We start from the raw sequence: 19,787 nt of genomic DNA, 5'->3' as shown, positions 1-19,787 counted from the left end.
CGCATCGCCCGACCGGGATGTGCATGGCTCCCCCGCGACGTCAGGCAACGGTTGACCCGTGCCAGCCGTGGGACAACATCGGCAGCATGACCAGCGAGCCGACGCCCCGCGCCTTCATCCCCCTTGCCATTGCCGTGCTGACGGTGTCCGACACCCGTGTGCTCGCCGACGACCGGTCCGGCGACACCCTGGTCGCCCGGATCACGGGGGCCGGGCATCGCCTTGCCGCCCGAGACATCGTTCCGGACGAGGCCGTGTCGATTCGCGAGAAGGTCGAGGGCTGGATCCACGATCCCCGCATCGACGTCATCCTGACCACCGGCGGCACCGGCTTTACAGGGCGCGACGTGACGCCGGAGGCCATCGAGCCGCTGTTCGAGAAGCGGATGGACGGCTTCTCTGCGGTGTTCCACCGCATCTCCTACGACAAGATCGGTACCTCGACCCTGCAGTCGCGGGCGACCGCCGGCGTCGCGGGGGCGACCTACATCTTCGTGCTGCCGGGCTCGCCCGGCGCCTGCAAGGACGCCTGGGACGGCATCCTCGCCAGCCAGCTCGATTACCGCCACCGCCCCTGCAACTTCGTCGAGATCATGCCGCGCCTCGACGAGCACCTGCGCCGGGGCGCGGCGGCGACGATCTAAGCCGCCCGGTGCCGCCCTCCGCGACGTGACGCGGGCACGCATGGCTCGCCGCGCAGGTGCTGCGCGTCAGCCAGATCGGCTGCACGGCCCCACGCCCGCGTGATCCAAAAAGACGCGGCGGCACCGTGATTTGGCGGCACTTCGCGTCACGGGTGGCGTTACGATCCGGGACGGCCGGACTTCGAGCCCCTGGATCGCGCCAGGGCGGGTATCCCCCGAAGACAGCGCCGCGCCCTTTTTGTTCACGGAGTCGCTGTCCTTGCCCCCGCTTTCCGTTCGGCTCCTTCTCCTCGCGGCGTTGATGCTGAGCGCGCCGCTCGTGCCGGCTTCCGCCGCACCGCGGGTCGACGCGCGGGCCAAGGCCTGGGTGGCCGGAATCGTCAACCGCATCGGGACGGCGGATCGCGCCGCGGCGCCGGGGCGGGGCGGGCAGGTCACGGTTCGGGTGCGGATCGAGGCCGATGGCGCGCTCGGCGGGATCGTGCTTGAGGAGGGGCCGGCGGTGCTGGGCGAGCGCGCGGCCCGCGCCGTGGAGGCAGCCGCCCCCTTTCCGCCGCCGCCCGCCGGGCTGCTGACCCTCGAAGGTTTCACCGAACTCAGCTTTCCCCTCACGCTGCGGTGACGGCGCTCATCGCCATCATGTCATCGAATCGTCGCGGATGGGCCGGAAAGGCTGGGTTTCCGTTCGTGAGAAGAGCCGCACTCCATGGATTTTCACCGCCGCTTCACCGTGCTGATGTGCACCCCCGCCTTCGATCCGGACGATCTGGAGGGCGCGCGGGTCGATCAGATCGTCGCGGCGGTGGAGAAGCGCGGCTTCGAGGTGGTGCGGGCGCGGCGCGTCGAGGATGCCTCGATCGCGGTGCAGACCGACTCGGCCGTCGGTTGCCTCGTGGTGGATTGGGGCAAGCGCGGACTCGAGGGCAAGGCGGCCGCGCTCATCGACATGATGCGCAAGCGCGGCCTGGAGATGCCGATCGTCATCATGGTCCGCCGCAAGCGGCTGGAGGACATCCCGGTCGAGCTGCTCGATTTCATCGACGGCTACATCTTCCTCGCCGAGGAGACGCCCGAGTTCATCGCCCGCGGCCTTGTTTCCCGCGTGACGCAGTATGCCGACACGCTGAAGACGCCGTTCTTCGGCGCGCTGGTCGATTACGCCGAGGAGGGCAACCAGCTTTGGACCTGCCCCGGCCATAACGGCGGCATCTTCTACAACCGCTCGCCGATCGGCCGCATCTTCGTCGAGCATCTCGGCGAGGCGATCTTTCGCGACGACCTCGACAACTCGGTGCTCGATCTCGGCGACCTGCTAACCCACGAGGGCCCGGCCCTGAAGGCGCAGAAGGAAGCCGCGAAGATCTTCGGGGCGGAGAAGACCTACTTCGTCCTCAATGGCACCTCGGCCTCGAACAAGGTGGTGCTGGGCTCGCTGGTCGCCGAGGACGACCTCGTCCTGTTCGACCGCAACAACCACAAGGCCGCGCATCACGGCGCGCTGCTGCTGGCCGGCGGCATCCCGATCTTCCTCGAGACCGACCGCAACGCCTACGGCCTCATCGGCCCGATCTACCACGAGGCCCTCGACGAGGGCCGCATCCGCGAGAAAATCCGCGACAACCCGCTCGTGAAGGACAAGGAGGCGTGGCGCAAGGAGCGCCCGTTCCGCTGCGCCGTGATCGAGCAATGCACCTATGACGGCACGATCTACGATGCGCAGGCCATCGTCGAGCGCATCGGCCACCTGTGCGACTACATCCTGTTCGACGAGGCCTGGGCGGGCTTCATGAAGTTCCACCCGCTCTACCAGCGCCGCTTCGCCATGGGCCTGACCGGGCTCGACGAGACCTCGCCGGGCATCATCGCCACGCAATCGACCCACAAGCAGCTCGCCAGCTTCTCCCAGGCCTCGCAGATCCACACCCGCGACGGGCATATCCGCGGCCAGACCCGCCGGGTCGAGCACAAGCGGCTCAACGAAAGCTTCCTCGTCCACGCCTCGACCTCGCCGTTCTACCCGATCTTCGCCTCGCTCGATGTCGGCGCGCAGATGATGAAGGGCCGCTCCGGCGTCGTGCTGTGGGACGACACGATCCGGCTGGGCATCGAGTGGCGTAAGAAAGCCCGCGCCATCCGCAAGGAGTTCGAGGAGCGCGAGGCCGACCCGAAGCGGCGCTGGTTCTTCGACCCCTTCGTGCCCGATGTGGTGAAGGGGCCCGACGGCACGGAAATTCCGTGGGAATCCGTGCCTACCGACGCGCTCGCCGCCGACGCCCGCTACTGGGAACTGACGCCGGGCGCGGCGTGGCATGGCTTCACCCATGTCGCGCCGGGCTTCGCCATCACCGACCCCAACAAGCTCACGGTGCTCACCCCCGGCTTCGACCGGAAGACCGGTGCCTATGCTGAACACGGCGTGCCGGCGCCGATCGTCGCGCAATACCTGCGCGAGAACCGGATCGTGCCGGAGAAGAACGACCTCAACTCGCTGCTCTTCCTGCTGACGCCGGGCGTCGAGTCGTCCAAGGCCGGCACGCTCATCTCCGGCCTCGTCGCCTTCAAGCGGCTGCACGACGACAACGTGCCGCTCGAAGAGGCGATGCCGGAATTCGTGGCCCGGCGGCCCAAGCGCTATCGCGGCGTCGGCCTGCGCGATCTTTGCGCCGACTATCACAACTTCCACCGTGAATCGGGCACCTCGGCTCTCCAGCGCAAGCAATTCATGCCCGAGCACCTGCCGGAGATGGTGATGGCGCCCAAGGCCGCCGCGCAGATGCTGACGCGCAACCGGGTCGATTACGTGCCGATCGCGGAAGCGGAGGGGCGCATCGCCACGACCCTGATGCTGGTCTATCCGCCCGGCATCGGCACGGTGCTGCCGGGCGAGCGGCTCGACGAGCGGGCGAAACCCATGCTCGACTACTTCAAGATGTTCGAGGCGGCCGCGAACCTTTTCCCCGGCTTCGAGGCCGAGATTCAGGGCGTCTACCGCGAGACCGACCCGGACGGGCGCATCCGCTTCCACACCTACGTCCTGCGCGAGGGCGCCTGATGGCGGAGGGCGCGGCGGCGATTCCCTCTCACGCGGAGGTGGTGATCCGTCCCTCGTCGGATGCCGACGTGTCGGCGATGATCGCGATCTACGAGCGCCACATCCGCCGTGGCGTCGGCGATACCGGCGACTTCGAGGAGGAACGCCTGCTGCCCGACGAACTGCGGCGGCGGCGGAAGAACATGCGCAGCAAGCGTCTGCCCCATCTCGTCGCCGAGCGGGGCGGGCAGATCGCCGGCTACGCCTACGCCGTGCCGTTCCGAAAGCGCCCGGCTTACCGCTACGCCCTCAAGCACTCGATCTACGTGCACCCGGACCACCTGCATGCCGGCATCGGGCGCCGCCTGCTGCCGGCGCTGATCGAGGCCTGCGCCGCGGGCGGCTACCGGCAGATGATCGGCTACATCGACGCGAGCAACGAGGCCTCGTTGCGCCTGCACGAGGCCTGCGGGTTCGCCCGCGTCGGATACCTTCCGGCAATCGGCTACAAATACGGGCGCTGGAGCGACAGCGTCATCGTGCAGTGTCCGCTCGGCACCGGTGCGGAAGACCAACCCTCCGCCTGGCACCGTTCGGAGCGGCCGCGCGCCTTTCGGTTGTCGTCGACGTCCTGACGTTCTGGCCGAGCCGGCTCGGTGAAATCGGTGACGAATGCCGGCCTGCCCCTATCAGCGCCGGCTCTTTTTGCGTGAAGCCAACGCGCAACTTTCCGTCCGATGCACTAGATCGGGTGAAGGACGCTTCTCCCTCCCAGGACCGCCCGCGGTTTTCGCGGGGCGGCGCCGTGTTCGCTTCGAGCCGTTCCATGACCCTTCTCGCACCCTCGATCCTCGCCGCCGACTTCTCCAAGCTCGGTGAGGAGACGCGGGCGATCGCGCAAGCCGGTGCCGACTGGATCCATCTCGACGTGATGGACGGGCACTTCGTGCCCAACATCAGCTTCGGCCCGGCGGTGGTGAAGGCGCTGCGGCCCTGGACCGACAAGGTCTTCGACGTCCATCTGATGATCGCCCCGGCCGACCCCTACCTCGCCGCCTTCGCCGAGGCGGGAGCCGACGCGATCACGGTCCATGTCGAGGCGGGTCCGCACATCCACCGCTCGCTTCAGACGATCCGATCCTTGGGCAAGCGCGCGGGCGTGGCGCTGAACCCCGGCACGCCGGCCTCCGCCATCGAGCCGCTGCTCGACATGGTCGATCTCGTGATGGTGATGACGGTCAATCCCGGCTTCGGCGGCCAGAGCTTCATCCACTCGTCCCTGGAGACCGTCGCGCGCGTCAAGGCGATGACGGCGGGCCGCTCCATCGACATCTCGGTCGATGGCGGCATCACCCCGGAGACCGCCGGCCCCGCCGCGCAGGCCGGTGCCAACATCCTCGTCGCCGGCTCCGCCGCCTTCAAGGGCGGACCGACCCACTACGAGAAGAACGTCGCGGCGATCCGCGAGGCGGCCGAGGCCGCCACCGGGCGGGACGGCGTGCGATGCTGAAGGCGCTGATCTTCGACGTCGACGGGACGCTCGCCGAGACCGAAGACCTCCACCGCCAGGGCTTCAACAGGGCGTTTCGCGCGCTCGGCCTGCCCTGGCACTGGCCGCCGGACTTCTACGCCGAACTGCTCAAGGTGATGGGCGGCAAGGAGCGGCTCGTCCACTACATCGAGCGATACCACCCCGAGGAGGCGCACGCGCTCAAGCGCCGGATGCCGGAGATCCACGATCTCAAGACGCGCCATTACGGAGAGTTGGCCGAGAGCGGCGGTCTCTCGCTCCGCCCCGGCGTGCGGCGACTCGTGGAAGAGGCGCGCGCGGACAACGTGCGGCTGGCGGTGGCCACCACCACCAGCCGGCCGAACATCGACCTCCTGCTCCGGCTCAATTTTCCGGGCGACGCGCAACCCTTCGGCGTGATTGCCGCCGGCGATGAGGCGGCGCAGAAGAAGCCCGCCCCGGACATCTTCGCGCTCGCCGTCCACCGCCTCGGCATCGACCCCTCCGAGGCGATCGCTTTCGAGGATTCGGCGGCCGGCATCCGCTCGGCGCTCGGCGCCGGCCTGCCGGTGCTCGCCACCCGCAGCCGCTACACGCAGAGCCACCGGCTCGACGGCGCCTTCTCCGCCGTCTCCGATCTCGGCGAGCCGGATGCGCCGCACCAGCATCTTCAGGGTCATGCTTGGCCGGACGGCGTCGTCACCCTCGACGCCCTGCGCCGGTGGCATGCGGGGCACCTGCACGGCGCGGCCTGATCGGTCGTTATCGCGCCCTCGTCACCGAACCACCGCTTCCCAATCCACCACGGCGCGGTCTATCAGGACGGCCGCCTTCCGCTCCGGGTCGCGGGTCCCGGAACGGCGCCGTACCGGCCGCTCTCGCGTGCCGCGCGGGAGGCCGGGACCCTGCCGCTGCGACGTCACACCGCCGGACCGTGGAGCCTGATGCGCGAGCCGAACGCGATCGATTTCTGGCGCGGCTTCGCGCTGATCACGATTTTCATCAACCACATCCCCGGCAACGTCTTCGAGCGCTACACCTTCTCGCAATACGGCATCTCGGATGCCGCCGAGCTGTTCGTGTTCCTCGCCGGCTGGTCGATCGGGCTTGCCACCCGCGGGCGCGACGGCCAGCCGGAGCCGCGTCTCATCACCGTGCTGCGGCTCTTGTCGCGCACGATCGAGGTCTATCGCGCGCAGCTCACCATCATGGCGCTGGCGCTCGCGATGATCGCCGGATGCGCGCTCTACCTCGACAACCCGCTCATCCTCGAATGGCACAATGCCGGCGGCTTCTTCGCCGATCCGATCCAGACCATGGTCGGCGTCGTGGTGCTCACGCATCAACTCGGCTTCTTCAACATCCTGCCGCTCTACGTGGTGCTCATCGCCATCGCCCCGGCCGTGGTGCTGATCGGCCGGGTGAGCCGGCTCCTGCTGCTGGCGCTCTCGCTGTCGCTCTACGGGGCGAGCCTCGTCTTCGAGTGGAACTTCCCCTCCTGGCCGGGCGAGGGCGACTGGTTCTTCGATCCGCTCTGCTGGCAATTGCTGCTGGTGCTCGGCTTCCTCGCGAACGAGGCGACGCGGGGATCGGAGCGGCTGCGGCGCCTCTGGCCGCGCCTGATGCCGCTCGGCGTCGTCATCGTCGCGGTCGGCGTCGTGCTCGCGGTGCTCGAATTGCGGCCCGATCCGATGCTGGCGCCGGAGCCGCGCCTCGTCTTCACCTTCGACAAGACCTACCTCTCGCCCGCCCGGCTGATCCATTTCTGCGGGATGGTGCTGGCCTTCCAGGGTGTCTACGCCCTCATCGCCCCGCATGCCGGGCGACTTGCCCGCTTTCTGTCGGGTTTGGGGCGCAACTCGCTCGCGGTGTTCTCGATGGGATCGCTGTTGAGCCTTGCCGGACAGTTCGTGCGCTTCCAAACCGGTGGCGGTATCTTCGTTGACATTTCGGTCGTAGGCTTCGGCCTGATCGCACTGGGTTTCACCGCATGGTTCGTCGAATGGCGTTCCCGCAGACCGCGGCCGACGCGCAAGGCTCCCGACACCGCCTCGCCCGCCGACTCGCCGTCCTCCTCGGCCTGAGTCTGGCCTCGCCCGCCCTCAGCGAGACCTCGGGCCCCTCGACCGTGCCGGCCGCACCTGCGACCGCGACGGTCGAGGCGCTCGACCTGAGCCTGTCGCCCGAATGCCGGGTGCCGGGCTCGAAGCTCTACACCCTGGCGCGGCTCAAGGCGGTGAAGGCCGCGCTCAAGGAGAAGCGGCCGATCCACGTCCTGTCGATCGGCTCGTCCTCGGCGGGGCTCGGCGCCTCCACGAGCTATCCGGTGAAGCTGGAAAACGCCCTGGAGCAGGCGCTGCCCGACGTTCAGGTCGAGGTCGAGGCCCGGGGCCTGCCCGGCGAGGTCGCGAGCGGGGCGGGCGAGCGGCTGCGCTCCATGGTCGCCGAAATGGAGCCGGACCTCGTCGTCTGGCAGGTCGGCACCAACGACGCGCTGGCCCGCGTCGATATCGAGGCCTTCGGCGAGGCGCTCGACGAGTCGGTGCAGTGGGTGAAATCGCACGGCATCGACATCGTGCTCATCGACCCCGTCTTCACCGAGAGCCTGGCCGACGACGCCTACTACACGCAGATGGTTCGCACCGTGCAGGACGTCGCCCGCCGTGAGGCGGTGCCCCTGGTCCACCGCTACGCGGCGATGCGCTTCCTTTCGACCCAGCGCACCACCGAGGCGCACATGCTGGGCCGCCATTTCCGTCTCAACGATCTCGGCCTGCGCTGCATGGCCGAGCACGCCACACGGGCGATCACCCTGTCGCTGCTCCAGCCGGATGCGGCCAAGGATGCAGGCAAGATCGATCCGAGCAAGATCGATCCGAATAAGACCGATGCGGTGAAGACGGACCACGCCACGTCCGAAACCACGAAGCCCGACCCGGCTCAGACCGGAACGCCGGGCTCCGGACCGATCCCGGCGCCGAAGCAGCCGTAGGGCCGGCGGACATTTTGTGAAGCACTCTTAACCCGCTCGAAATGCCGCGCTTCCTAGGCTGATCGCCGAGCGTGCCGGCCACATCCGCGCCCGGCGCCCGTTCGGATGGCGCGCCCATGGCAGCGGACAAGGTGATCGCGGGCGGCCTCCCGGCATCCATTCTTGAAACCCTTCTCGTCCGGGCTCGGACCGTGCGCGCGACAGCCGCCGTTTCGGCGCTCGGTGTGTTCGCGGTCCGCATCGGCGCGGCCGGGTTCGCCTACGGGGCGCAGGTCCTGATGGCGCGCATGATGGGCGGCGCGGAGTACGGGATCTTCGCCACGATCTGGGTCTGGATCGCCATCCTCGGCCACACCGCGACCTTCGGCCTGTCCCAGGGCGCCTGCCGTTTCCTGCCCGCCGATCAGGCGACGGGCCGGCTCGACAGCGTGCGCGGCTTCCTGCTCGGCGGGGCACTCGTGAGCCTCGGCGGGGGGCTCGCCCTGTCGCTCGGCGGCCTCGCCCTAGCCCTCCTGCAGGGCGGCCTGCTTGCGGGCCCCTACGGCACGCCGATCCTCGTCGCGGCCGTCGTCGTGCCGCTCTTCGCCTTCCAGGACTATCTCGAAGGCGTCGCCCGCAGCCAGGGCTGGCCGCTGCTTGCCATCGCGCCGCCCTACCTGCTGCGCCAAGCTCTCATCATGGTCGCGATGATCGGCGCCGTGCTCGCGGGCGCGCCGGCCGAGGCCTGGGTCGCCATCGCCTGCACGCTCGCCGCGACCGGCCTCGCGGCGGCGGTTCAGGCAGGGCTGCTGCTCGCACGCCTGCGCCGTCACCTGCCGGCTGGCTCGCGCCGTTACCGCTGGCGGCTCTGGCTCACCGCCTGCCTGCCGATCGCGGCCGGCGACCTCGCCGCGAGCGCCTTCGGCTTCGTCGATGTCGTGATCCTCGGCTTCCTCGCAGCCCCGGAGGCCGTCGGCCTCTACTTTGCCGCCACCCGCATCCAGCAATTCGTGGCCTTCGTGCATTACGCGGCCTCGGCCACGACCGCCCAGCGCCTCGCCGCCGCCCGCGCGCGCGGCGACGAGGCCGGCCTCGCGCATCTCGTGCGCATGCAGGCGCGCTGGACCTTCCTGGCAACGGCGGGCGTCGGTCTCGGCATCGTCGCGGTGTCGCCCCTGCTGCTGGGCCTGTTCGGCGAAGGGTTTCGCGCCAGCCTTCCGGTTCTGGCGATCCTCGTCGCCGGCAGCGTCGCGGCGAGCCTGTTCGGCCCGGCCGAGGACGTGCTGACCATGCTCGGCGGCGAGCGGCTCTGCGCCGGAGTCACCCTGGCGATGCTCGTTCTCGCCGCGGGGCTCTGCCTTGCCCTTGTGCCCTGGCTCGGGGTCGTCGGCGCGGCCCTGGCGGTGGGGCTGGCCCAGATACTGCGCGGGCTCATTCTGGCGCTCGGCGCCCGGTCCCTTCACGGCCTCTCGACGCCGGTCGTCGGATTTTCCCAGCGGAGTGCCGCCCGGTGATGCGCGCCCTTTCTCTCTCCGGATCGTCGCGGGCGGCCGTCGAGCCCGTGGCCGCGCTCGCTGCCGAGGCGTCGGCCTGGGACGCTCTGGCGGTCCATGCCGTCCCCTCGCATCCGTTCTACGCGCGGGCGGTCGTCGCGGCCCATTGCGATCATGGCCTGGCTCATCCCCGCCTCTCGGCGGTGGTCGTCCGTGACGGAAGGGGCATCACCGCCCTGCTGCCCTTTACCCTGCGCCCGGACATTGCCGGGCTCGGCGCGGCGATCGCGCAGCCCTTCCTCTCGCCCTACGTGACGGCGAGCGCCCCGCTTGTCGCCGACGGTTCCGGCCTGGCGGAGCAGCTCGACGCCCTGGTCGAAGGCTTGGCACGCGCCTCCGGCGGCCGGCCCTGGCGCTGGCCGCTGCTCGCGACAGAAACCCGCCTCGGACTCGGGCTGCTCGCCGCCATGGAGCGGGCCGGCTGGAAGACCGGCACCGTGGCAGCCTTCGAGCGTCCGGTCCTCGACCGGCGGGCCGATTACGACGCCTTCCTCGCCGGCCACCCGCACAAGAGCCGCCTCAAGGACCTGCGCCGCCGCCGCCGCCGTCTCGAGGAGGCCGGGACGCTCACCGTCGAGCGCGCCACGGAGGGGGCGGCGCTGGAGCAGGCGCTGGAGGATTTCCTGGGCCTCGAGGCCGCCGGCTGGAAGGGCGAGGCCGGCACGGCCCTGCGCAGCCGGCCGCGGACGGAGGCCTTCGCCCGCGCCCTGTTTCGGTCGCAAGGGGGGAGGGAAGTCGGCCCCGTCGCCGTCCGAGCCGATCTGCTGCGCCTCGACGGGCGCGTGGTCGCCGCGAGCCTCGCTCTGGTTTCCGGCGGCACCGCGCATCTGCTCAAGACCGCCTATGCCGAGGACCTGCGTGCCCTGGCCCCCGGCCTCGTGCTGGAAGACGCCATCGTGCGCGCCCTCCACGCGGAGGGTTTCGCCGTGCGGCTCGACTCGGCAACGATGCCGGGCTCGGCGCTGGAAAGCCTCTACCCAGAGCGCGAGACCATCGCCGAGATCATCGCCCAGCCGCCGGGTGCCGGCCTGATCTCGCTGGAACGGCGCCTGCGCCTCGCCCGGTTCGAGCATCGCGCCCGAGCCGAGGCCAAGCGCCTGCTGCGGCGGGGCTGACGCAGGGGCCGTTTGGCCTGCGGGAACCGTTCTCCGCGTGAGACCCTTCACCGGAAACGACCCCCGGAGGCCCCTTTGCCCTCGACCGACGCCACCAGACCTGACGATCCCGTGGAAACTCCGAGCGCCCGGAGCTACGAGCAGCGTCCGGTCTCAAAACCGGTTCTGGAGCATCGTTCTCCGGCGCCGACCGAGCCCGGCGACATCGGTTCCGGGTGGGGCGAGGAGACATCACCGCGCGAAGAGCCGCGCTCCGATGGTGGCCAGGACCCCCCACGGCGGTTGATCCACCCCTATGCGGAGGCGGGAGGAAGGCCTGTGACGATCCACATCTGCCTCACCTGCGGAACCAGCTTCCCCGACGCGCCGAGCCCGCCCGAGCGATGCCCGATCTGCGACGAGGAGCGGCAATACGTGCCCGAATCGGGCCAGCGCTGGACAACGCCCGGCGCACTCGCATCCGCTCACGCCAACGCGTGGCGTCAGGTCGAGCCGGGGCTGTTCGAGATCGAGACCCATCCCCGTTTCGGCATCGGCCAGCGCGCCTTCCTGCTGCGAACGCCACAGGGCAATGTGCTGTGGGACTGCATCGCCCTGCTCGATCCGGCCACGGTCGCGTTGGTGCAGGCGCTCGGCGGCCTTGCCGCCATCGCGATCTCGCATCCGCACTATTACACCACCATGCCCGACTGGGCGGCGGCCTTCGATGCGCCGGTCTACCTCCACGCCCGCGACCGCGACTGGGTGATGCGCCCCGACGACCGCGTGGTGTTCTGGGAAGAGGACGAGCGCACGCTAACCCCCGGCCTGACCCTGCAGCGCCTCGGCGGCCACTTCCCCGGTGGCTCCGTGCTGCACTGGCAGGATGGCGCGGACGGGCGCGGCGCGCTGCTCGCGGGCGACATCGTGCAGGTCGGCGCGGACCGGAAGACCGTCTCCTTCCTATGGAGCTACCCGAACTGGCTGCCGCTCTCCGGCAGCACCGTCACCCGCATCGCGGCCCGGTTGGAGATGAAGGCGTTCGCACGCCTTTACGGCGCCTTCGGCCTGCACATCACGGAAGATGCGCGCGCCGTCGTCAGCCGTTCGGCGGCGCGCTACCGGGCTTTGCTGGAGCAGGATCAGCCTTGAGGCTGGTGCCCAATTTACATTTTTAAGTTGTGCGCTCATCTTGGGCGGATGGACGGTCTCGATCTCGAATGTCTCTCGCTACGATACGGTTGCAGCTTCGACAGAGCGGAACGCGTCGTCGCCGGTGTCAATCGGACCTACAGGCTCAGTAGCGGCGCACAGCACCACTATCTGCGCATGTATCGTCCCACCGGGCGATCCCGCACCGAGATCGCGTTCGAGTTGCGGCTTCTGCGCCAATGCCGCCCAACTCCCGGAATCGATGTGGCACGCCCGATCGCGACGTCCGACGGGGCCGACCTCTAATCTTGAGCTTCGGAAGCCAGCCGCGATACGGATGCCTGTTCACGGCCCTCGAAGGTCGTCCGCTCACGCATGCGTCGGACGACATGAAGCGGTTCGGCTCAGCCATCGCCAAGCTTCACGGCGCCCTGTCCGGTATCGTCGGCAGCGAGATACGGCCGCTCGATCCGCTGACGCTTTGTCGGAGGGCGATCGAGGCATTGGAGAGCATTGCCGACACTGCGCCAACCCGGCGCGCCATCGAAGCGTGGTGCGGGCCGGCATTCGGCGATGCCACTCGATATCATTTGCCGTCCGGGAATTGCCACGGTGACGCCTGGGCCGGCAACGCCGTCGTGCAGGGAAGCGATGTCGGCTTCCTTGATTTCGACGATTGCGGGTATGGTCCCTACGTCATCGATCTCGGGACGGCGGCTTGGCATCTCATCGCCCAAGACGGCCCTGCGGCCGAGGCCCACTTGGCCGCGCTCATCAGCGGATACGAGGAGGTTCGGACCCTCGAGGAAGACGAGCGGCGACGATTGTTCGACTTCGTGAAGCTGGCCGAGGTCCGTTCGATGCTGTTCCTGGCCGCGTTCAACCTGCTGGATGAACAGCAATGGCAGCACACATTCGCCAGGGCTCAGGCGCTTTTTGCGCGCGAACGGCCGTTCTGATCGAGCGATGACGGGCGCGCTTCAATGCGTTCTTAGAGCTTCCGCTCCTTTTGACCCTTAGCCGGACGCGGAAACAGCATTGCCCCGGCCAGCGCGCCGATGAGGGCGGCGAGGCCTAGGCGCCACCGCTTGCCCTGTGTGCCGGCCGTCCCCGTTTCGGTCGTCGGCATCGGATCGTCCTACGCAAGACCTTGAGGAGGGGGCGTCTTTGCCCCCGCCGTTGATCATCCCCGCTGCGAGCCCGGCCACGGACGCCTCCGGACGGATTCGCCCCCACGGAAACGCTCGGGCGGCATCTCGGTGCCCGGTCGATCGGCGGTATCCTCGCGGTCGCGGTCACGGTGGGGGAGGGGGACGCGTTTTGGATCGGGTGTCCGGCCCCGAGGACGATCGAACCCGAGCCGTCACCGCCCCGCGTTGCCTCGGAGTGCTCGCGCGGCCTATAAGCGGAGCCCCCGACACATCCCGCGCGGCGTCGAGGATTCTTCGTTCGTGAAGGAGCCCTCCGCCCGCACGAATGAGAAGACGATCCCGCCATGGCCGGGCATTCCCAGTTCAAGAACATCATGCACCGCAAGGGCCGCGTCGATGCGGTCCGCTCGAAGGTGTTCAGCAAGCTCGCCCGTGAAATCACGGTGGCGGCCAAGCTCGGCACGCCGGACCCCTCGATGAACCCGCGCCTGCGGGCGGCCATCCTCGCGGCCCGGGCGGAAAACATGCCCAAGGACAACATCGAGCGCGCCGTCAAGAAGGCCGTGGGCGGGGACGGCGAGAACTACGAGGAGATCCGCTACGAGGGCTACGGCCCCGGCGGCGCCGCGCTGATCGTCGAGGCGCAGACCGACAACCGCAACCGCACCGCCTCCGACGTGCGCTCGGCCTTCACCAAGTCCGGCGGCAGCCTCGCCGAGACCGGCGCCGTCGCCTTCATGTTCGACCGTGTCGGCGTCATCGCCTTTGCGCCGGACGTGGCCGACGCCGACACGATGCTGGAGGCTGCGATCGAGGCCGGCGCCGACGACGTGCGTTCGGATGGCGAGGGCCACGAAGTCATCTGCGCTCAGGACGCCTACGGCGATGTGTCGAAGGCGCTGGAAGGCCGCTTCGGCGAGCCGCGCCGGACCGGCCTGATCTGGAAGGCGCAGAACACCATCGACGTCGATGACGAGACCGGTGAGAAGCTGATCCGCCTCGTCGAGGTGATCGAGGATCAGGACGACGTGCAGAACGTCTACGTCAACTTCGCGCTGTCCGAAGCGCTGGTGGAGAAGATGGGCGCGTAAGCCGACGCCCGCGCTTTCCGAAGGCTCGCGCCTCTCCGTTGACGGCGGGGAGATATCCGAGCACGGAACCATGCTGCCGATTTGTCGCGCGGAACCGCTGTGGGCCGCGCGCTATATGCCCTGCGATGCTGGCGCTGCGCCGGCAATTGACACTCGCATGGCCTCCCTCTTCGACCGATGCACGACCGCCCGCTTATCCTCGGCATCCACGGCCTCGCCAACAAGCCGCCGAAGGAAGAGAAGCAGGCATGGTGGGCCGAGGCGATCCGTGAGGGTCTCCGGCGCAACCTTGGTGAGGACCGGCGCGACCTCTCCTTTGAGTTCGTCTACTGGGCCGACCTGCGCTACGACGCGCCGCTTTCCGAGGACAGCAACCGGGAGCCCTATTACCGGGCCAGGGGGCGGGGGCCGTTCCCGAGCGTCGACGGCGCCTGCGCCCCGACCCTGACCGACCGGCTCTACCGCATCGTCGAGTGGGCGCAGGAGAAGACCGGACGCCTCGTCCTCGACGATTTCATCATCGAGCACCGGCTCGACGATCTGTGGGGCTACTACGAGGATGCCGCGTTCCGCGAGGCGGCGCGCGAACGCTTGCGGGTGGCGCTGGAGCACCATGCCGGCCGGCCCCTGCTGCTCGCTGCCCATTCCATGGGGTCGCTGATCGCCTACGACGTGCTGCGGCAGCTCGAACGCGACGGGCGCTGTCCGCGGATCGACCACTTCGTCACCATGGGCGCGCCCCTCGGGCTCACCGAGATCAAGCATCGCCTCGCCGACGAGCACGGGGGCTTGCGCGTGCCGTACGCCGTGGCCCGGTGGAGCAATCTCGGCGACCGCGAGGACGTGGCGACCGTCGGCACGACGCTGGCCGAGGCCTATGCCCCGAACGTATCGGGCGTGGGCGTGATCGATCGACCCGTGCGCAACACCTATCGCCGCCCGCGCGGCGGCGTGAACCACCACAAGTCCTACGGCTACCTGCGTACGCCGGAATTTTCGGAGGCTGTCGCGGCGTTTCTCGATAGGGAGGCGGCGGTCGAGCGTGAAGATGTCAGAGCTCCAACCGATACCGTTTCCGGCTGATCACTTCGTTGAGGACTGGGTGTCCCACGCTCCCTGCCCGGTGGGGAGAGGCAGGTCGCCGGCCAGCCGAGCGGATCACCCGGAAAACATCCAAAGTCTCGCGAAGACGGCCGACCTCACGCCAGCCGCCGCCGCCGCTCCACGAGCTGCATGATGATCGGCGTGAGGATGAGCTGCATCGCCAGATCGAGCTTGCCGCCGGGGATGACGATGGAATTGGCCCGGCTCATGAAGCTGTCGTGGATCATCGAGACGAGGTAGGAGAAATCGATCCCCTTCGGATCCTTGAAGCGGATCACCACCAGCGATTCGTCTGCGGTCGGAATCCAGCGGGCGATGAAGGGGTTCGAGGTGTCCACCGTCGGCACCCGCTGGAAGTTGATGTCCGTCCACGAGAATTGCGGGCAGATGGTCTGCACGTAGTCCGGCATCCGCCGCAGGATCACGTCGGTGACGGCATCCGTCGAGTAGCCCCGCGTCGAGCGGTCCCGGTGCAGCTTCTGAATCCATTCGAGGTTGATGACCGGCACCACCCCGATCTTGAGATCGGGATAGCGGGCGAGATCGACGTTCTGATCGACCACGCAGCCGTGCAAGCCTTCGTAGAACAGCAGGTCCGAGCCGGGCTGGAACGGCTCCCAGGGCGTGAAGGCGCCGACGGGCACGCCGTAGCGCGCGGCATCCGCATCGTCGTGGGCGTAATGCCGGGTGCGGCCGGTACCGGATTCGCTGTAGTCGCGAAACACCTCCTCCAGCTCGGGCAGGAGGTTGGCGCGGGGCGCGAAGTGGCTCAGCGTCGGCTCGCGCGCCATCATCGCCCGCATGGTGTCGCGGTCATGCGCGTGGAAGCCGTCGCCCTCGATGTAGACGGCGCTGACATCCTCCCGGCGGAAGATCTGCTCGAAGGTGTTGCGGACGGATGTGGTCCCGGCCCCTGAGGAGCCGGTGACCGAGATGATGGGATGACGCGCCGACATGGGCTTTGATGATGTTGGAGGCGCCGAGAGGTCAGCTGCGCATCAGGCCGCGCTGGCCGAACAGGGGTGAGCGGCCGGCGCTGGGCTGGCGGCCGTCATAGTACTTGGCCACGCACTCGACCTCCTCGGTGGAGCCGAACACCAGCGGCGAGCGCTCGTGGATTTTGGTGGCCACCCGGTCGAGGATGCGGCCCTGGCCGTCGGTGGCGGCACCGCCCGCCTGCTCGATGAGGAAGGCGATCGGAGCGGTCTCGTAGAGGAGGCGCAGGCGCCCTTGCGCGTAGCCCTTCCGGTTGTCGCCCGGATACAGGAACACGCCGCCGCGAATGAGCACCCGCTGCGCGTCCGCCACCAGGGCGGCGGTCCAGCGCATGTTGAAGTCGCGGTCGCGCGGGCCTTCCGTGCCGCGCAGGCAATCCTCGATGAAGGACTTCACCGGCCCGTCCCAATGGCGGACGTTCGAGGCGTTGATCGCGTACTCGTTCGCGCTGGGCACGATCTTCATCGCGTCGTGCGTGAGGCGGAAGACCTTGTCCGTCCGGTCGAGGGTGAAGATGCGGGTGCCGTTGCCGAGCGTGACCACGAAGGTCGTGGCCGGGCCGTAGACGACGAAGCCGGCGGCTGTCTGCGTGGTGCCGGGCGTGAGGAACGAGGCGTTCACGTCCGCACCCGGCGTCACCGGGCGGATGCCGAAGATGGTGCCGACCACCATGCCGACGCCGATGTTGGATGAGCCGTCGAGCGGATCGATCGCGACGGCCAGCGGCGCATCGGCCTTCAGCGTCACCACGTCCTCGGCTTCCTCCGAGGCGACCTGCGCCACGGGGGCTTCTTCGAGCGCCTGCATGAAGCGCTTGTGGGCGATCACGTCGAGCGCCTTCTGCACGTCGCCGTCGCTGTTGTGCTCGCCCTGGGCGGCGAGATCGCCGGCGAGCGAGCCGCGGCCCACGGTCTCGCTCACGTCGATCGCGGCGGCGGCCAGCGCCCGGATCGTGGCGGCGGTGTCGGCCAGCGAAGGGTCCCGCGCGACTTCGGCGTCGAGATGATCGTCGAGGGATGACCCGTAGGGCTTCGTCATCGTTCTGAGGCTCGCTCCCGTCGAAGCCGCGCTTAACATAAGGTCCTGCGCGGCGTCCTTATCGGCCATGCGCGCGCGGAGGCGTGCAAGTCCATCTGCCGCTATGATACGCTGTGGCGAGGCGGCAGCGCCAGACGGCACGAGACGGCTGTCGAAAGATTTCTAAAAAAACTTGTGGTGCCCCGCAAAAAAACTAAAAACGTGGCATGCGCAATCTCTCGCTCAAGCAGCTTCAGGCGGTCGCCGCGGTCGCACGGCTCGGCACCATGACGCGGGCCGCGCAGGAGCTGAACGTCACCTCCGCCGCGCTCTACGCCCGCATCCGCCAACTCGAGGAGGAGGCGGGCCTCCTCCTGTTCGACCGCACGCCGACCGGCCTCAAGCCGACCGATGCCGGCCGCGAGATGCTGTGGGCGATCAACAGCATCAACACCGTTCTGGAAACCTGCACCGACCGCTTGCGCACACTGAAGGGCGGCGGCGGCGGCCGGGTCGGCCTCGGGGTCGTTTCCACGGCGAAGTATTTCGCGCCGCTCGTCATCGCCGGCTTCATGGAAAGCCACCCGAAGGTCGAGATCTCGCTCACCGTCGGCAACCGGCAGGACACGATCGAGGCCCTGCGCAACTACGAGATCGATTTCGCGATCATGGGCCGCCCGCCGCGGGACTTCGCCATCGAGGCGGAGACCTTCGGCCCGCATCCCCTGGTGCTGATCGCCGCCCCCGACCACCCGATGGCCGGGCGGCGCGGCCTGACCAGGGCGGATCTGGCGGAAGAGTCCTTCCTCGTGCGCGAGGAGGGATCGGGCACCCGCTCGGTGTTCGAGGAGTTCATGAGCGGCGTGATGATCCGTCGGGCCAAGCTCGGGATCGATTCCGGCTCGAACGAGACGTTGAAGCAGGCGGTGATGGCGGGCCTCGGCATCGCGCTCCTGTCCGGCCACTCGGTGGCGGCGGAGGTGGCGAGTGGGCGCCTCGTCCTGCTCGACGTGGAGGGTCTGCCGATCCGGCGCGACTGGTACGTCGTGCGCCGCGCCGACAAGGTGCTCGGTCCGGCCTCCGACGCGTTCTGGGACTATCTCGCGCAGGAGGGGCGCCGCTTCCTGCCGAGCATTCCCGGCGATTTCTTTCCGGAGGAACCGGCTGCGGCCCCGCTCAAGGCGGTCCGTAGCCCGGCCGAGGCGGGCGAATGAGCGGGCCGATGGAGACGATCGTCATCGTCGGGGCGGGGCAGGCCGGCTTCCAGGCCGCCGCCTCGCTGCGGGAGGCGGGGTTTTCCGGGCGCCTGACCCTGGTCGGCGAGGAGGCCGCGCTCCCCTATCAGCGCCCGCCGCTCTCGAAGGCCTATCTCGCCGGCAAGACCGATGCCCGCGGTTTGCTGCTGCGGCAGGAGAGCTTTTTCGCCGAGCACCGCATCGATCACCTTCCCGGAATGCGGGTGACGGCGATCGACCGCACCGGGCGCAGCGTCCGGCTCTCGGACGGGGAGCGCCTGTCTTACGACCACCTCATCCTGGCGACGGGCACCCGCAACCGAGCGCTGCCGGTGCCGGGAGCCGATCTCGCGGGGGTACGCCAACTCCGCTCCCTCGGCGATGCCGACGCTCTGCGGAACGCGATCAAGGGCATCGGCCGGATCGTCGTGGTCGGGGCGGGCTTCATCGGCCTCGAATTCGCGGCGGTCTGCGCGGCGCGCGGCCTCTCCGTCACGGTAATCGAGGCGGCCGAGCGGGTGATGGCGCGAGCAGTCTCGCCCGAGACCTCGGCGGCGTTCCGCGCCTTCCACGAGGAGGCCGGCGTCACGTTCCTGTTCGGGACGGGCGTCACAGCCATCGAGGGCGAGGAGGAGGGAAAGGGGGGACGGGTCGCGGCCGTCCGCACCGCCGACGGGCAGAGCCTGCCCGCCGACCTCGTGCTCGTCGGCATCGGCGTGGTGCCGAACCAGGAACTCGCGGCGGAAGCGGGGCTCGCCGTGCGCGACGGCATCGAGATCGACGCCTTTCTGGCGACGCTCGATCCGGCGGTGTCGGCGATCGGCGATTGCGTGCGTTTCCCGAGCCGCTTCGCGTCCGGAATGCCCGGTGGCGACCGGGTGCGGATCGAGTCGGTGCAGAACGCCGTCGATCAGGGTCGCTGCCTCGCCGCGCGGCTTACCGGCCGCCCGGCGGCCTACGACGCGGTGCCGTGGTTCTGGAGCGACCAGGGGCCGCGCAAGCTCCAGATCGCCGGGCTCGCCACGCCGGGGGATGCGAGCGTCCTGCGCCGCACCGGCGCTGGCTTCTCGGTGTTCCGCTTCCGCGAGCACGGGCTCAGCGCCGTCGAATCGGTGGATCGCCCCGCCGACCACATGGCGGCCCGCCGCCTGCTGGCCTCGGGCAAGACGCTGACGCCGGAGCAGGCCGCCGATCCGGGCTTCGACCTCAAGGCCCTGGCCACCGCCTGAGCATTCGCC

Annotated in this window: 18 protein-coding genes; 16 read left to right on the top strand and 2 right to left on the bottom strand. The window is 69.2% G+C overall.

Going from position 1 to position 19,787, the window contains the following annotated elements:
- Window positions 1-86: 86 nt before the first annotated feature.
- The 14 genes from moaB (at window position 87) to MKK50_RS06530 (ending at window position 15,280) form a co-directional block, all read left to right on the top strand.
- The gene (gene moaB, locus MKK50_RS06595; protein WP_499021230.1) at window positions 87-644 is read left to right on the top strand and encodes a molybdenum cofactor biosynthesis protein B; all 558 of its coding nucleotides are present in this window, start codon (window positions 87-89) and stop codon (window positions 642-644) included.
- Window positions 645-903: 259 nt separating this feature from the next.
- Window positions 904-1,266, top strand: coding sequence for a TonB family protein (locus MKK50_RS06590; RefSeq protein ID WP_499021228.1), 363 nt, complete (start codon window positions 904-906; stop codon window positions 1,264-1,266).
- An 84-nt stretch (window positions 1,267-1,350) separates the two neighbouring features.
- The gene (locus MKK50_RS06585) at window positions 1,351-3,696 is read left to right on the top strand and encodes an Orn/Lys/Arg family decarboxylase (RefSeq protein ID WP_499021226.1); all 2,346 of its coding nucleotides are present in this window, start codon (window positions 1,351-1,353) and stop codon (window positions 3,694-3,696) included.
- The gene (locus tag MKK50_RS06580) at window positions 3,696-4,310 is read left to right on the top strand and encodes a GNAT family N-acetyltransferase (protein WP_499021224.1); all 615 of its coding nucleotides are present in this window, start codon (window positions 3,696-3,698) and stop codon (window positions 4,308-4,310) included. Before MKK50_RS06585 ends, MKK50_RS06580 begins: the two co-directional genes overlap by 1 nt.
- A 191-nt stretch (window positions 4,311-4,501) precedes the next feature.
- Window positions 4,502-5,185, top strand: a complete 684-nt coding sequence (rpe, locus tag MKK50_RS06575) for a ribulose-phosphate 3-epimerase (protein ID WP_499021222.1) — start codon at window positions 4,502-4,504, stop codon at window positions 5,183-5,185.
- On the top strand, window positions 5,179-5,940 hold the full coding sequence (locus tag MKK50_RS06570) for an HAD-IA family hydrolase (protein ID WP_499021221.1): 762 nt from the start codon (window positions 5,179-5,181) through the stop codon (window positions 5,938-5,940). The genes rpe and MKK50_RS06570 overlap by 7 nt, the downstream gene beginning before the upstream one ends.
- A 189-nt stretch (window positions 5,941-6,129) precedes the next feature.
- The gene (locus MKK50_RS06565) at window positions 6,130-7,269 is read left to right on the top strand and encodes an OpgC family protein (RefSeq protein ID WP_253367013.1); all 1,140 of its coding nucleotides are present in this window, start codon (window positions 6,130-6,132) and stop codon (window positions 7,267-7,269) included.
- Complete coding sequence (locus MKK50_RS06560) at window positions 7,188-8,177, top strand: SGNH/GDSL hydrolase family protein (RefSeq protein ID WP_499021219.1); 990 nt, start codon at window positions 7,188-7,190, stop codon at window positions 8,175-8,177. The genes MKK50_RS06565 and MKK50_RS06560 overlap by 82 nt, the downstream gene beginning before the upstream one ends.
- Window positions 8,178-8,293: 116 nt before the next feature.
- Window positions 8,294-9,670, top strand: coding sequence for a lipopolysaccharide biosynthesis protein (locus MKK50_RS06555; RefSeq protein ID WP_499021217.1), 1,377 nt, complete (start codon window positions 8,294-8,296; stop codon window positions 9,668-9,670).
- The gene (locus MKK50_RS06550) at window positions 9,670-10,824 is read left to right on the top strand and encodes a GNAT family N-acetyltransferase (protein ID WP_499021216.1); all 1,155 of its coding nucleotides are present in this window, start codon (window positions 9,670-9,672) and stop codon (window positions 10,822-10,824) included. Before MKK50_RS06555 ends, MKK50_RS06550 begins: the two co-directional genes overlap by 1 nt.
- A gap of 318 nt (window positions 10,825-11,142) precedes the next feature.
- Entirely contained in the window at window positions 11,143-11,955 is an 813-nt protein-coding gene (locus tag MKK50_RS06545) for an MBL fold metallo-hydrolase (RefSeq protein WP_499021214.1), read from the top strand.
- A 239-nt stretch (window positions 11,956-12,194) separates the two neighbouring features.
- Window positions 12,195-12,914 carry a phosphotransferase gene (locus MKK50_RS06540; protein WP_499021213.1) on the top strand — a complete coding sequence of 240 codons (720 nt, stop codon included), beginning with the start codon at window positions 12,195-12,197 and terminating at the stop codon, window positions 12,912-12,914.
- Window positions 12,915-13,450: 536 nt separating this feature from the next.
- Window positions 13,451-14,197 carry a YebC/PmpR family DNA-binding transcriptional regulator gene (locus MKK50_RS06535; RefSeq protein WP_253367032.1) on the top strand — a complete coding sequence of 249 codons (747 nt, stop codon included), beginning with the start codon at window positions 13,451-13,453 and terminating at the stop codon, window positions 14,195-14,197.
- 177 nt (window positions 14,198-14,374) lie between these two features.
- On the top strand, window positions 14,375-15,280 hold the full coding sequence (locus MKK50_RS06530) for a lipase/acyltransferase domain-containing protein (RefSeq protein WP_499021211.1): 906 nt from the start codon (window positions 14,375-14,377) through the stop codon (window positions 15,278-15,280).
- Between the two features lie 116 nt (window positions 15,281-15,396).
- On the opposite strand, the gene MKK50_RS06525 is transcribed toward MKK50_RS06530, so the two are convergent.
- Window positions 15,397-16,257, bottom strand: a complete 861-nt coding sequence (locus tag MKK50_RS06525; RefSeq protein WP_499021209.1) for a phosphoribulokinase — start codon at window positions 16,255-16,257, stop codon at window positions 15,397-15,399.
- A gap of 31 nt (window positions 16,258-16,288) precedes the next feature.
- Entirely contained in the window at window positions 16,289-17,335 is a 1,047-nt protein-coding gene (locus MKK50_RS06520; protein ID WP_499021208.1) for a class 1 fructose-bisphosphatase, read from the bottom strand.
- Between the two features lie 206 nt (window positions 17,336-17,541).
- Here MKK50_RS06520 and MKK50_RS06515 point away from each other — a divergent pair, with 206 nt between their 5' ends.
- Window positions 17,542-18,528 (top strand): LysR family transcriptional regulator, encoded by a 987-nt coding sequence (locus MKK50_RS06515; RefSeq protein WP_499021206.1) that lies wholly within the window; start codon window positions 17,542-17,544, stop codon window positions 18,526-18,528.
- Complete coding sequence (locus MKK50_RS06510) at window positions 18,525-19,778, top strand: NAD(P)/FAD-dependent oxidoreductase (protein WP_499021204.1); 1,254 nt, start codon at window positions 18,525-18,527, stop codon at window positions 19,776-19,778. Before MKK50_RS06515 ends, MKK50_RS06510 begins: the two co-directional genes overlap by 4 nt.
- Window positions 19,779-19,787 lie beyond the last annotated feature (9 nt).

Source organism: Methylobacterium sp. J-043, from assembly GCF_022829505.1.
Classification (GTDB): domain Bacteria; phylum Pseudomonadota; class Alphaproteobacteria; order Rhizobiales; family Beijerinckiaceae; genus Methylobacterium; species Methylobacterium extorquens_A.
This window is presented reverse-complemented; position numbering and strand designations above follow the sequence as displayed.